Genomic DNA, 13442 nt, shown 5'->3' with positions numbered 1-13442 from the left:
GCGGCGGCGGGGCGCCAATCAAGCGGGCTGGCCCGAGCCGTCCCCCGCCAAGCCCTCGTCGAGACGCTCGAGCAATCCCCCCAGAATGCGCGCCAGCGCCACCTTGTCGCCGTCGTCGATTCCCTCGAGCAGGCGGGTACGATAGACATCCGCAAGGTCGAAGATTTCCTGCAGCGCCTGATCGCCGGCGGGGGTCAGCTGCAAGAGTTTGGAGCGGCGATCCGCCGGGTCGGGCAGGCGCGCAACGAGCCCGTCTTTCTCCAGCGTATCGATCATCCGCGTCAGCGTCGGTCCTTCGATGCGCAGACGCTTGGCGATTTCGACCTGCGCACTGCGCGGGGGCGAATTCCTGATTGCCGAGAGCGCCTCCATGCGCGCGCTCGACTGACCCGTCGGCCGCAGCTTCTCGTCGAGCAGCGAACGCCAGCGGCGCCCGACCAGCACCAGCAACACGGTCAGCAAGATGTCCGGCGGCGTCTCGCCCTCGCGATGGACCGCGACGCTACCTGCTTCGGCTGCCTTGCGCTGCAATGCCCCCTCGCTCGCCATGCCACTGCCCTATTCCGCCCGGCCGCCTTCGGAAAGCCTTTGCGGCGATAAAAACGGGGAAGGCCGGGCTACATCCGGAACACGCCGAACTTCGGCTGCGCGGGGATCGGCGCTTCGAGCGTCGCGGCCAGCGCGAGGCCGAGCACGTCGCGGGTCTGAACAGGGTCGATCACCCCGTCATCCCACAGGCGGGCGGTGGCGTAGTACGGGTTGCCCTCGCGCTCGTAAGTCTCGCGGATCGGGGCCTTGAACGCTTCCTCTTCCTCTTTCGACCATGTCTCTGCGTCGCGGTGGACGGTGGCAAGCACGCTCGCGGCTTGCTCGCCGCCCATCACGCTGATGCGCGCATTGGGCCAGGTGAACAGGAAGCGCGGGGAATAGGCGCGGCCGCACATGCCGTAGTTGCCGGCGCCGAAGCTGCCTCCGATCACCACGGTGATCTTGGGCACCTGCGCCGTGGCGACCGCGGTGACCAGCTTGGCCCCGTGCTTGGCGATGCCTTCCGCCTCGTACTTGCCGCCGACCATGAAGCCCGAGATGTTCTGCAGGAACAGCAGCGGAATGCCGCGCTGGCAGGCGAGTTCGATGAAGTGCGCGCCCTTCTGCGCGCTTTCGGAAAACAGCACGCCGTTGTTGGCGAGGATCGCCACCGGCATGCCCCAGACATGCGCGAAGCCGCACACCAGCGTCGAGCCGTGATGCGCCTTGAACTCGTGGAACTCGGATCCATCGACCAGCCGGGCGATGACCTCGTGCACGTCGTAAGGCGCGCGCACGTCCTCGGGCACGATCGCATAGAGCTCCTCGGCGTCGAACTTCGGCGGGCGCGGCTCGCGCAAGTCGAGGCTCGCCCCCTCGTTCGCCCCGAGGTGACTGACGATGTCGCGCACGATGGTCAGCGCGTGCTCGTCGTTCTCGGCGAGGTGGTCGACCACGCCCGATTTCTTCGCGTGGAGGTCGCCGCCGCCGAGGTCCTCGGCGCTGATCTCCTCGCCCGTCGCAGCCTTCACCAGGGGCGGTCCGGCGAGGAAGATCGTGCCCTGTTCGCGTACGATCACGCTCTCGTCGCTCATCGCCGGGACGTAGGCGCCGCCGGCGGTGCAGCTGCCCATCACGCAGGCGATCTGCGGAATGCGATCGGCGCTCATCTGCGCCTGGTTGTAGAAAATGCGGCCGAAATGGTCGCGGTCGGGGAAGACCTCGGCCTGATAGGGCAGGTTGGCCCCGCCGCTGTCGACGAGGTAGATGCACGGCAGCCGGTTCTGCCAAGCGATCTCCTGCGCGCGCAGGTGCTTCTTGACCGTCATCGGGTAGTAGCTGCCACCCTTCACCGTCGCATCGTTGGCGGCGATCATCACCTGGCGGCCCGAGACGCGGCCGATGCCGGCGATCATCGAGGCGCCGGCGACGTCGCCCTCGTACATCCCGTTGGCGGCGAGCTGGCCGATCTCGAGGAACGGCGAGCCGGGATCGAGCAGGCGCTCGACCCGCTCGCGCGGCAGAAGCTTGCCGCGTGAAACGTGGCGTTCGCGCGACTTCTCGCTGCCGCCTAGCGCCGCTTCGGCCACTTTGGCCCGCAATTCCTCGGCCAGGGCACGGTTGTGCGCCGCGCGGGCCTTGGCTTCGGGGCTATCGAGGTCGAGCTTGCTGTCGAGTGTGGGTGCGCTCACCGCGGCCCTGTCCTTCCCAAATATCCGGTTTCAGGCGTGACTAGACGCCGAGAGCGGGAAGGCCAAGCCGCGATGCGCTCACTTCATCTGCAGGTGCTTGGCCATGAACGGAAGGACGACGTCCTTGAAGCGCTCGGCGATCTTGTCGACGTGGGTGCCTTCGTAGGTCAGGAACGTGTGCTCGATACCGAAATCGTCGAGTTCCTCGTGTATCATGGTGTCGTCGCGAACCAGGCCGTCCTTGGTGCCGACGTCGGAACCGATCGCGTCGTAGCTCTTCAAGGCATCGATACGGCTCGGCACCATCGCCAGCGGCGAATTGTTCGCCCACTTGGCGATGACGAGCGCGTCGACCTTGCCGTCGGCCCCGAGCGGGAAGTCGGCGTAGAACTGCGGGTTCTTGGGGTTGGGGCTCCACGCGGTCATCGAGGCGAGGCCGGCGCGCATGCCGAAGCCGGACTGGTCGACCCCGGCGATCGGCACGTCTCCCATCGCCTTGGCGCTTTCGACCGTCTCGTCGCGCGGGCTCACGCAGCAGGCGCTCTGCGCCCAGATCGAATCGAACACGCCGGGATAGGTCATCGCGGTGACCCAGGTGCCATAGCCGCCCATTGAATGCCCGGCGAGCCCGCGCCCGTCCTTGCTGGCGATCGTGCGATAATGGCTGTCGATGTAGGCGACGAGGTCCTTGGCGACGAACTCGCGGAAGTTGCCGGTCGTCACGGAGTTCGAATACATCGAGCCGCCCATCTTGGTCAGCGTGTCAGGCACGACCACGATGAACTCGTTACCCTGCTCGGCATTGGCCGCGACTGCCTCGGGCACCTTCATGAAGTTGTAGAAGTTGCGCCCATCGATGGCGAAGCCGTGAAGATAGTAGACCACCGGGTAGCGCCGCCCCGGCTCCTTGCCGTAGCTCGGCGGCAGTACGACCATGACCTCGCGGTCGGCGCTATTGCCTTCGAGGTTGCCTTCGAGCGACTTGCCATGGACCTTGGGGCTTTCGACCGTGATGCCGTCGGGAATCGTCGGCGCCGGCGCGGTGATGTTGACAAACGCGGGACGGCCGGCGGGCGCGCCGCCCTCCTGGCCGAGGGCGGGAACCGCGGCGGCAGCGGCGAGGGCGAGGGTGGCGACCAGAATGCGCATCAGTGGGCTTTCTCCAAGTGTTTGGCGAAGAACGGCAGCAGTTCGCTGCGAATCCGCGCGGCGATGCGGTTACCGTGGTCGCCGTCGTAATTGGTCCATGAGTGCTCGACGCCGAAATGGGTCAACTGGTCGTGCAGCTGCTGGTTCTGGGCGAGCAAGAAGTCCTTGGTTCCGATGTCGAGTGCGATGGCATCGAAGCTCTTCAGCGCCGGGATGTGCGAGGGCACCCAGGCGAGCATCGCATTGGCCGTCAGCTCGGCATTGACCAGCGGATCGACCTTGCCGTCGTCGGTCATCGAAGTGTCTATGTAGAGTGGGGGATTGTGCGGATCGGGCGCCCAGGCCGCCAGGGTGGAAACCCCGGCCAGCCCGCCGAAATCCGCCTTGGCAGCATCTTCGTCCGTCATCGCCGCCGCCTTCTGCAATGCCTCGGGGGTGACGGTCATCGGCGCCAGGCAGCAGGCGCTCATTACAAACAGACTGTCGAAGGTCTCGGGATAGGTCATGCCGAGCCGCAGCGTGCCGTAGCCACCCATCGAATGCCCCGACAGGCCGCGGCCCGCGCGCGTGGGTATCGTGCGGTAGGTCTTGTCGACCCAGGCGACGAGATCCTTGCCGACGAAATCCTGGTAGTTCCCGACCGTCGGCGAGTTCGAGTAGAACCCGCCCTTCAGCTTGGAATAGCCGTCGGGCATGACGAGGATGACCTCGCTGCCGTCCGCCGCGGCGCCCTGCACCGCCTCCTCGAACTTGGCCATGTCCTCGTACATCTGCGGCGTCGCCCAGTAGCCGTGGAGGAAGTAGACCACCGGATAGCGCTTGTTCGGATGCTCGTCGTAGCCCGGCGGGGTGACGACCAGGACGGTGCGGTCGGCGCTGTTGCCCTCGAGGTTCCCTTCCATCGCCTTGCTGTGCATCGTCTGCCAGCTGAGCCGCGCCATGTCTTGCGCGGCGGCGGGTGCAGCGGCGAGCGCCAGGCCCGCGGCCAGAGCGGTGAGCAGAAATTTCATCCGGTTGCCCCTCCCAAGGAATCAGGCGGGCAGTGTCACCGGTCGCGGCGGCATTGTCGAGTAACTAAGTGTCGCGCGTTGGGAACGGGCTCTGCTCCCGGCGACCCGCAGACTAGAGCCCGATCAGTTCCCGACCGATCAGCATCCGCCGAATCTCGTTGGTCCCCGCGCCGATGTCGAGCAATTTCGCATCGCGCAAATAGCGTTCGACCGGCCAGTCGGTCGTGTAACCGGCCCCGCCGAGCGCCTGAATCGCCTCGCCGGCGACGCGGAAGGCGTTCTCCGACGCGAGCAGGATCGCGCCGGCGGCGTCGAACCGGGTGGTCTTGCCGGCATCGCAGGCGCGGGCCACTGCATAGGTGTAGGCGCGGGCCGATTGCAGCGCGACGTACATGTCGGCGACCTTGGCCTGCATCAGCTGGAAGTGGCCGATCGCCTTGCCGAACTGATGCCGCTCGCGGACATAGGGAATCACGGTGTCGAGGCAGGCCTGCATGATGCCGAGCTGGACCCCGGCGAGCACCGCGCGCTCGTAGTCGAGCCCGCTCATCAACACCTTTACCCCCTGCCCGACTTCGCCGAGCACGTTGTCTTCGGGCACGTGGCAGTCGTCGAACACCAGCTCGCTGGTCGGGCTGCCGCGCATGCCGAGCTTGTCGATCTTCTGGCCCGGAGCGAAACCCTCAAAGTCCTTCTCGATCAGAAAGGCGGTGATCCCCTTGCTGCCCGCGGCCGGATCGGTCTTTGCGTAGACCACCAGGGTATCGGCAATGTGGCCGTTGGTGATCCAGAACTTGGTCCCGTTGAGCACATAGCCGCCCTGCACGGCTTCGGCTTTCAATTTCATCGAGACGACGTCCGATCCGGCACCCGGCTCGCTCATCGCCAGCGCACCGACGTGTTCGCCGCTGATCAGCCCGGGCAGGTACTTGGCCTTCTGTTCGGTCGTGCCCCAGCGGGCGATTTGATTGACGCACAAGTTCGAATGGGCCCCGTAACTGAGCCCGACCGAAGCGCTCGCCCGGCTGACCTCCTCGATGGCGACGACATGTTCGAGGTAGCCGAGACCGAGACCCCCGTCCGCCTCGGGCACGGTGATGCCGTGCAGGCCCAGTTCACCCATCGCCTGCCACAGAGGCTCGGGAAAGCGATCCTCGCGATCGATCGCCTCGGCCAGCGGTGCTATCTGCTCGTCGGCAAAGCGAGCGACAGTCTCGCGGATCATCTCGGCATTCTCGCCGAGGGCAAAATCGAAGTCGGGAGTGGCGCGCATGGGAATATCCTCTTCAGCCGGGCGCATAGCCGCGCCCTGTCGCCCGCGCAAACCGGTTTCGGGTGTAAGCACTTTGGCGCGCGGCCTGGACCGACTAGCCTCTTTTGCCGGGCGAAAAATTACTCTAGCAGCCAATCCGAGGCAAATTATTGAAAATTGAAACCGAATCCCGGGCCCAAGCGGCTCCCCTCGCGCCGCGCACCCCTCCCGAGGCGGACCGCGAGCGCCTGCTCGCGAGCTATGGTCTCGATTCGCTGCAAGACGACCCGGAACTCGGTGCGATTGCCGAATTCGCCGCGCGGCTGTGCGATGCCCCTATCGCGCTGGTCAGCCTGGTCGAGGAAGAGCGCCAGCGCTTCCTCGCCCGCGCCGGGCTGGACGCCAGCGAGACGCCGCGCGAAATGTCTTTCTGCGCCTACGCCATGCTCCTCGCCGAAGGGATGGTGGTCCCGGACGCGACGGCGGACGCACGCTTTGCGGACAATCCGCTGGTGACCGGGCCGCCCCACATTCGCTTTTACGCCGGGATGCCGCTGGTGTCCGAGGAGGGCGCACCGCTCGGCTCACTCTGCGTCATCGACTCCGTGCCGCGCAAGGACGGGTTGACCGCGCTGCAGCGGCAGGGCCTGACCGTGCTCACCGCTGCGGTCATGCGGCGGCTGAGGGCGCGGCGGGCGGACCTGAGGTCGGCGCGCGAACTCGAGCGGAGCGACGCCCGTCTCAAGGCGATGGCGGATTCGATCCCCGACATCGCCTGGTCGGCCGGCCCCGAGGGCAGGCCCAATTACTTCAACCGCCGGTGGTTCGAATTCACCGGCGCGCCGCTCGGCGACCTGAGCCAGGGCGGCGCGGTCTTCGTCCACCCCGACGATTACGCACCGATGATTGCGGCGTGGGAGCAATCGATCGCCGACGCGAAGCCTTTCGAATACGAAAACCGGCTTCGGCGCTTCGACGGCGAATACCGCTGGATGCTCACGCGGGCGGTGCCGATGATCGGCGGCGACGGCAAGGTGGTGCAGTGGTTCGGCACCATGACCGACATTGACGAGACGCGCCGCCTCTCGGAAAGCCGCGATCTCCTGGCCAAGGAGCTGTCGCACCGTATCAAGAACATCTTCGCTGTGATTGCCGGACTGGTCAGTCTCTCGGTCCGCTCGCAGCCCGAACACAAGCCCTTTGCCGATAGCCTGACGCAGACCATCCGCGCGCTCGGCCGCGCGCATGATTTCGTCCGCCCCACAGACGGTGCCGAACGCGACAACCTGCTCGGCCTGCTGGGGGAACTGTTCGCCCCTTACGGCAGCGGCGACGGCGGCCGCGTCCGGATCAGCGGTGACGACTGCGCGATCGCCAGCCGCGCGGCGACGCCGCTGGCGCTGGTGTTCCACGAGCTGGCGACCAATTCGGCGAAGTACGGTGCGCTGGCGGCCGCTGGCGGCCACGTCGACCTCGCCGTGCGCGACGACGCCGACATGCTGCTGCTGACTTGGACCGAACACGGCGGCAGCACACCCGACGAGGAGCCGGCCGATGGTTTCGGCTCGCGCCTCGTCGAAATGAGCGTGACCGGGCAGCTCGGCGGTTCGTGGCAGCGCCGTTTCGAGCCGGGCGGGCTCGTCGTCGAACTCCAGGTCTCGAAGCAGGCGATAGGCGCCTAGCGCAGGCGGCCGGGCGCGGTCTCGCGCATGGTCAGGAACACCGGTAGCGCGGCCACCGCGACCATTGCGATCATGATCCCGGGCACTTGCGGCGCGCCGGTCCGTTCGACCAGCAGCTGCGCCAGCCACGGGGTCAGACCGCCGAACAACGCGGTCGCCAGCGTATAGCCGAGCCCCAGTCCGCTGGCCCGGCTGGCCTCGCCGAACTGCTCTCCGCAAGCGATTGCTCCGATCGCGCTCATACCCCCCGCGACCAGCGCCAGGACCAGCGCCCCGCCCAGCGCCTCGCTGGCGGTGCCGCCGGCCATCAACGTGAACAGCGATATCGGCAGGACCGCGCTGAGCAAGGCGATGACCACCAGCGCGGGCTTGCGTCCGAAACGGTCCGACAGGAGCCCGACGAGCGGAGTGACGAGGATGACCGCCACCGCTGCGGCGGTCGAGAGCCACAGCACGCGCTCCTCGCCCAGCGTGCCGGTCGTGTCGAGAAAGGCGGGCACATAGCTGATGCCGACGTAATAGGTGATCGAACCGAGCGCCGAGATTGCGAAAGCGCGCAGCAGTGCCGCTTTCTGCCGGGTGACCGCGTGGCCGAGCGGGTTGGCATGGAGCGCGTCGGCCTTGTGCAGCGCGGCCCATTCGGGCGATTCCTCCATCGACTGGCGCGCGAACCACACCCCGCCGGCCAATGCCGCGCCGACGAAGAACGGCACGCGCCAGCCCCAGCTCGCCAGCTGATCCTCGCTGGTCAGGCTGACGGTCAGAGCGGACACACCGACCGCGAGGAGCGCGCCGATCTCGCTCGAAGCGGCGGCGAGCGACGCGACCAGGCCGCGTCGGCGCGGGTCCGCGCCTTCGAGCAGATAGGCGATGACCCCGGTGTATTCGCCGCCGACCGAGAACCCCATCACGCAGCGCAGGGCGAAGAGCAGCCAGGCCGCCGCGATCCCGACCTGGCCGTAGGTCGGCAGCAGCGCGGTGCCGAGCATGGCCAGCGACATGATCGCCATCGAGATCAGCAGCATCGGCCGCCGTCCGTAACGGTCGCCGATGTGCCCGAACGCCGCCGCCCCGACCGGACGCATCAGGTAGGCCAGCGCGAAGCCCATCAGCGCGGTGACCAGCGCCCCCTCGCCGCCACCGAAGAACACCCGCGCCAGCACCGTCGAGAAGTAGAGGTAAAGCGTGAAGTCGTACCATTCGACCACGGTCGAGAACGCCGCCACGGCAAGCGAAGTCCGCGAAACACGGTGGCCGGCGGGCATCCGGGTTAGCCGAACCCGACCGGCTCGGGCCAGCCGGGGGCGGCGAGGCCCATGACCTTGAACAGCTCGCCCATCTGGTCCGGGTCTATCAGGCGGTGCATGGCCGAATGGAGCGCGTCGCGGTGTTGCGGGGCGTATTCGCCGAGCGCTTCGGCGCGCCCTTCGATGCCGAGCGCCTTGAGCCAGTCGCCCTGCGTGGCCGTGCCGAGCCAGCGCGCCTCGCGCGATTCCGCCACCCGGGCGAGGGCGTGGAAATCGACGTGCGCGGTCAGATCGGCCTGCCCCGGTTTGGCGAAAGGGTCGGCCTTCCGGTGCCGCCGCACCGCCTGGAAGGTCGAACCCGTGCGCTCCTCGGCATGACCATAGTCGATCAGCAAGGCCGCGCCGCCCTGCTGCACCAGCCGCCCGGCAATCTCGTAGACGATCGCCGCAGCCGCCGGGCAGGTTTCGAGCAGCGTGCCCTCGGGCAGATCCCGGCGCAGCTCGGGCACGGCGGCGTCCATCGGCCGGGGGCCGGGGATGCAGGCAAATTTCTCACCGTCGGGCACGACCACCATTTCGCGCCAGCCGGCGGGCGTCCTGAGCAGCTGCCGGATCGGCAGCGCATCGAGGAATTCGTTGCCGACCAGCAGCATCGGTCCGTCCATCGGCACTCGCGACAAATCGTCATGGAACTGCGCGTGCGGCACCGCCTCGAGCTGCAGTTCCTTGAGCGGGGTCGAGGTCTCGACGAAATGCACCTCGGGATCGAGGCCATAGCGCCTCATCGCCCTGAGCGCATCGCGCGCCAACGTGCCGCGCCCAGGACCCAGTTCGACGTACATCACCGGCCATTCGCGTCCGGCGCGGATCCACATGTCGGCAAGCCACAGTCCGATCAGCTCGCCGAACATCTGGCTGATTTCGGGCGCCGTGACGAAATCTCCGCCCTCGCCGAGGGGGTCGGCGCTCGTATAGTACCGGGCATTCGCCTCGGCCATGTATTGCGTCAGGCTTATCGGGCCCGTCGCGGCAATCAACCGGCGGAAAATGTCTGCGAGCGGCTGCTCGTTCATCACCTGGCTGCCGCGCTCCCCGCTCCCGAAGCGAGCGGCGGACGGCGCAGCGCCCAGACGATAACCGCGATGCTGGCGAGAATCAGCGGGATCGACAGCCACTGACCCATGCTGAGGCCCGTGCGCATGGCGAAATCGGTCAGCTGCTCATCGGGCTGGCGGAAAAACTCGACGACGAAGCGCGCGCTGGCGATCAGCGCAGTGAAAGTGCCGACGAGGATGCCGGGGCGAAAACGCGCCCGAGTCTTCCAGAACAGCGGCACCATGATGGCCGCGACCAGCGCCCCTTCGAGCAGGGCTTCGTAGAGCTGGCTGGGATGGCGCGCGACCGGTCCGCCGCCCGGGAACACCATCGCCCACGGCACGTCGCTTTCGACCGGGCGGCCCCACAGCTCGCCGTTGATGAAGTTGGCGATACGGCCGAAGAACATCCCGAAGCCGACGTTGACCGAGATGTAATCGGCAACGCGGATGAAGGAGAGCTTGTTGCGGACAGAGACCCAGGCGATGGCGAGGAGCACGCCGATCACGCCGCCGTGGAAGCTCATCCCCCCGTCCCACAGCCGCAGCAGGTCCCAGCTGATCGTCTCGGTGGGCGTGAAATGCGTGAACAGGCTCGGCTTGTCGGTCTCGCCGCCGGTATAGAACAGCGCATAACCGAGCCGTCCGCCGAGGATAACGCCCAGCGTGCAGTAGAAGAACAGGTCGTCGACATGGCGCTGCGCCATCGGCGCCCCGGGCGCCTTGATCATCTTCGAAACGTGCCAGTAGGCCAGCAGCAGGCCGGCGAGATAGGCCAGCGAATAGAACCGCAGCGTGAAGAAGCCGAGCGGGATGCCGGGACGCAGGCCGAGGTCGGCCCAGTGGATCGGGTCGCTGGCGGTGACGGCAAGAATGTCGAGCATATATCCTGGAAATCCCGCGGTTCGCAGGCCCCTTGCCACATGCCGGCGGAGCGCGAAAGGGTGGCTCGCATTGCATGCGCCGCGGCATTCTCTATGTCACTGCCATGAGTTCCATCCCCAACCAGCGGGCCATCGTCGACCGCCGCGCACTCGCCGAGGCGGTTGCGGCGGCGGTGTCCGACCGCGGCATGCCGGATGCGCGCCCCCAGGTCGTCGAGCTGCTGCGCGGTGCGCTGGACGACGGCCGGGCCGAAGTGGCCCGCCGCCTGGCCGAGCATCCCAGCGCCGGGCACGAAGTGGCGCACAGCCAGTCGTTCCTCATCGACCAGCTGATCCGGGTCATGCACGACCACGTGACCAGCGACGTCTACCCCGCGGCCAATCGCACGTCGGGCGAGCGCCTGACGCTGATCGCCGTCGGCGGCTACGGGCGCGGCGAAATGGCGCCGCATTCGGACATCGACATCGCCTTTATCACCCCCGCCAAGGCCACGGCCTGGTGCGAGCAGGTTATCGAGGCGCTGCTCTACTACCTGTGGGACCTCGGCCTGAAGGTCGGCCATTCGAGCCGCTCGCTCGACGAGATGGTGCGCATGGCCAAGAGCGACCTGACCATTCGCACCGCGCTGCTCGAGGGGCGCTACCTGTGGGGCGACCAGGAGCTCTACGATGCGGCCGTGCAGCGCTTCTGGAAGGATGTCGTGCCCGGCAGCGAGGCGCAGTTCGTCAGAGAGAAGCTGGCCGAGCGCGACGAGCGGCACAAGCGCATGGGCGACAGCCGCTACGTCGTCGAGCCCAACGTCAAGGACGGCAAGGGCGGCCTGCGCGACCTGCAGACGCTGTATTGGATCGGCAAGTACCTGCACCGGGTGCAGAGCGCCGCAGAGCTGGTCGACGCGGGGCTGTTCACGCAGCGCGAATACCGCACCTTCCGCCGCGCCGAAGGGTTCCTGCTGGCGGTGCGCTGCCACCTGCATACCATCACCCGGCGCGCCGAGGACCGGCTGACCTTCGACCTGCAGCGCGAGGTGGCGCGGCGGATGAACTTCGCCGACCGTCCGGGCAAGAGCGCGGTCGAGCGCTTCATGCAGTACTATTTCCTCCAGGCGCGCCAGGTCGGCAGCCTGACCGGGGTGTTCCTCGCCCACATCGACGAGCAAATGGCCAGCAAGCGGCGCGCCCGCGGCCTGCTCGCCGGCTTTCGCCAGAAGTCGCGCACGCTCAAGGGCTATCGCGTGTTCGGCGGCCGCATCGCCGCGCCTTCCGACGACTGGTTCGTCAAGGATCCGGTGCGGCTCATCGAGATTTTCCAGCTCGCCGAGGAGCACTCGCTCGAAATCCACTCCGAATCGATGCGCATGGCGACCCGCGACGTGAAGTGCATCGATCACGACGTCCGCCACGACCCGCGTGCCAACGAGCTGTTTCTCAAGCTGCTGACCGGACGCAACGATCCGGAAACGGTGCTCAGGTGGATGAACGAGGCCGGGGTTTTCGGCCGTTTCGTACCCGACTTCGGCAAGGTCGGCGCGCAGATGCAGTTCGACATGTACCACCACTACACGGTCGACGAGCACACCATCCGGGCGATCGGCCTGCTGGCGGCTATAGAGCAGGGCAAGCACCGGGATGACCATCCGCTGTCGACCGAGATCATTCCGGAACTGGCCAGCCGCAGGGTGCTCTACGTCGCCACGCTGCTGCACGACATCGCCAAGGGCCGCGGCGGCGACCACTCGGTGCTGGGGGCCGAGGTCGCGCTCGAGCTGTGCCCGCGTCTGGGGCTCGACGACAAGGAGACCGAGCTGGTCAGCTGGCTGGTCCGCTGGCACCTGCTGATGAGCTCCACCGCGTTCAAGCGCGACCTCGCCGATCCCAAGACGATCCTCGACTTCGTCGCTCAGGTCGAAAGCGTCGAGCGGTTGCGGCAATTGCTGGTGCTCACGGTGGTCGACATCCGCGCCGTCGGGCCCGGCATCTGGAACTCGTGGAAGCGACAGCTGCTCGGCAATCTCTACGAGCTCGCCCTCGAGCAGCTGCGCCTCGGCCACAAGCGGCACGGACGAGCCGAGCGCGTGGCGGCGAAGAAGCACCGGGTTGCCGACCTGCTCGGCGACAAGGCGGGGCTGATCGACGAGCTGGCGAGCCGCTTCGACGATGCCTACTGGATCGCCGAGCCCGAAGACATCATCGCCCTCAACCTGGTGCATTACGGCGCCGCCAAGGAGCGCGAACACAAGCTGTCGATCCACACCGAATACTACGCCGCGCGCGGGGCGACGCTGGTGACGGTGATCGGCGACGACCATCCGGGCCTGTTCTTCCGCGTCGCCGGGGCGATCCATCTCGCCGGCGGCAACATCATCGACGCGCGGATCCACACCAACCGCGCCGGCAAGGCGGTCGACAATTTCCTGGTCCAGGACCCGCTCGGCAAGCCGTTCAAGGAACAGGGCCAGCTCGACCGGCTGCGCAAGTCGATCGAGGACGCGCTGGCCGGGAAGATCGAGCTGGTCCCGCAGCTGGCCAAGCGGCCGCTCGCGCGCAGCCGGGCGAACAGCTTCGAGGTCCGCCCGTGGGTCAGCTTCGACAACAAGGCTTCGGGCCGCTTCACCGTGATCGAGGTCTCGGCGCGCGACCGCCCGGCGCTGCTCAACCGCCTCGCCCGGGCGCTGTTCGAGAGCAAGCTGATGGTCAATTCGGCGCACATCACCAACTATGGCGAACGCGCCGCCGACACCTTCTACGTCACCGACCTGCTCGGCGGAAAGGTGACGACCACCGACCGCCTCAAGGGCATCGAGGCGGCGCTGCTGGACGCGGCGAGCGACGAGCGCCAGCGCGAGAGCGAAGCGGCTTAGTTGGACGCCCCTACCGTTTCGCTGCTTGAGGGCGGAGTGTTTGT

At 67.3% G+C, this 13442-nt stretch carries 10 protein-coding genes; 2 read left to right on the top strand and 8 right to left on the bottom strand.

Annotation, left to right across the window (positions count from 1 at the left end):
* Window positions 1-18 precede the first annotated feature (18 nt).
* The 5 genes from Q7I88_RS04540 to Q7I88_RS04520 form a co-directional block, all read right to left on the bottom strand.
* The gene (locus Q7I88_RS04540) at window positions 19-549 is read right to left on the bottom strand and encodes a MarR family winged helix-turn-helix transcriptional regulator (protein WP_305097850.1); all 531 of its coding nucleotides are present in this window, start codon (window positions 547-549) and stop codon (window positions 19-21) included.
* Window positions 550-617: 68 nt separating this feature from the next.
* A complete protein-coding gene (locus Q7I88_RS04535; protein WP_305097849.1) occupies window positions 618-2219 on the bottom strand; it encodes a carboxyl transferase domain-containing protein in 1602 nt (533 codons plus the stop codon).
* 78 nt (window positions 2220-2297) lie between these two features.
* Window positions 2298-3368, bottom strand: coding sequence for an alpha/beta hydrolase (locus Q7I88_RS04530; protein WP_305097848.1), 1071 nt, complete (start codon window positions 3366-3368; stop codon window positions 2298-2300).
* Window positions 3368-4378, bottom strand: coding sequence for an alpha/beta hydrolase (locus Q7I88_RS04525; protein ID WP_305097847.1), 1011 nt, complete (start codon window positions 4376-4378; stop codon window positions 3368-3370). Before Q7I88_RS04525 ends, Q7I88_RS04530 begins: the two co-directional genes overlap by 1 nt.
* A gap of 112 nt (window positions 4379-4490) precedes the next feature.
* Window positions 4491-5651: an isovaleryl-CoA dehydrogenase gene (locus tag Q7I88_RS04520; RefSeq protein WP_305097846.1), complete on the bottom strand. Its 1161-nt coding sequence runs from the start codon at window positions 5649-5651 to the stop codon at window positions 4491-4493.
* A 149-nt stretch (window positions 5652-5800) separates the two neighbouring features.
* Between Q7I88_RS04520 and Q7I88_RS04515 the strand changes: the two genes are divergently transcribed.
* Entirely contained in the window at window positions 5801-7312 is a 1512-nt protein-coding gene (locus Q7I88_RS04515) for a sensor histidine kinase (RefSeq protein WP_305097845.1), read from the top strand.
* Here Q7I88_RS04515 and Q7I88_RS04510 read toward each other — a convergent pair.
* The 3 genes from Q7I88_RS04510 to lgt are packed head-to-tail and all read right to left on the bottom strand — an operon-like array spanning window position 7309 to window position 10537.
* Complete coding sequence (locus tag Q7I88_RS04510) at window positions 7309-8577, bottom strand: MFS transporter (RefSeq protein ID WP_305097844.1); 1269 nt, start codon at window positions 8575-8577, stop codon at window positions 7309-7311. The genes Q7I88_RS04515 and Q7I88_RS04510 overlap by 4 nt on opposite strands.
* Window positions 8578-8582: 5 nt before the next feature.
* Window positions 8583-9632 carry a class I SAM-dependent methyltransferase gene (locus tag Q7I88_RS04505; protein WP_305097843.1) on the bottom strand — a complete coding sequence of 350 codons (1050 nt, stop codon included), beginning with the start codon at window positions 9630-9632 and terminating at the stop codon, window positions 8583-8585.
* On the bottom strand, window positions 9632-10537 hold the full coding sequence (gene lgt / locus Q7I88_RS04500; protein ID WP_305097842.1) for a prolipoprotein diacylglyceryl transferase: 906 nt from the start codon (window positions 10535-10537) through the stop codon (window positions 9632-9634). Before lgt ends, Q7I88_RS04505 begins: the two co-directional genes overlap by 1 nt.
* 104 nt (window positions 10538-10641) lie before the next feature.
* Between lgt and Q7I88_RS04495 the strand changes: the two genes are divergently transcribed.
* Window positions 10642-13398, top strand: a complete 2757-nt coding sequence (locus Q7I88_RS04495; protein ID WP_305097841.1) for a [protein-PII] uridylyltransferase — start codon at window positions 10642-10644, stop codon at window positions 13396-13398.
* The last annotated feature ends 44 nt before the right edge of the window (window positions 13399-13442 follow it).

Source organism: Croceibacterium aestuarii, from assembly GCF_030657335.1.
GTDB lineage: Bacteria > Pseudomonadota > Alphaproteobacteria > Sphingomonadales > Sphingomonadaceae > Croceibacterium_B > Croceibacterium_B aestuarii.
The sequence above is the reverse complement of the archived record's forward strand: the minus strand, read 5'-3'. Positions and strand labels throughout refer to the sequence as shown.

Excerpts from the sequence above, each read along its gene's own strand:
- Q7I88_RS04540 (WP_305097850.1), bottom strand. The coding sequence starts at position 549 with ATGGCGAGCGAGGGGGCATTGCAGCGCAAGGCAGCCGAAGCAGGTAGC.
- Q7I88_RS04530 (WP_305097848.1), bottom strand. The coding sequence starts at position 3,368 with ATGCGCATTCTGGTCGCCACCCTCGCCCTCGCCGCTGCCGCCGCGGTT.
- Q7I88_RS04525 (WP_305097847.1), bottom strand. The coding sequence starts at position 4,378 with ATGAAATTTCTGCTCACCGCTCTGGCCGCGGGCCTGGCGCTCGCCGCT.
- Q7I88_RS04520 (WP_305097846.1), bottom strand. The coding sequence starts at position 5,651 with ATGCGCGCCACTCCCGACTTCGATTTTGCCCTCGGCGAGAATGCCGAG.
- Q7I88_RS04510 (WP_305097844.1), bottom strand. The coding sequence starts at position 8,577 with ATGCCCGCCGGCCACCGTGTTTCGCGGACTTCGCTTGCCGTGGCGGCG.
- Q7I88_RS04505 (WP_305097843.1), bottom strand. The coding sequence starts at position 9,632 with ATGAACGAGCAGCCGCTCGCAGACATTTTCCGCCGGTTGATTGCCGCG.
- lgt (WP_305097842.1), bottom strand. The coding sequence starts at position 10,537 with ATGCTCGACATTCTTGCCGTCACCGCCAGCGACCCGATCCACTGGGCC.
- Q7I88_RS04495 (WP_305097841.1), top strand. The coding sequence starts at position 10,642 with ATGAGTTCCATCCCCAACCAGCGGGCCATCGTCGACCGCCGCGCACTC.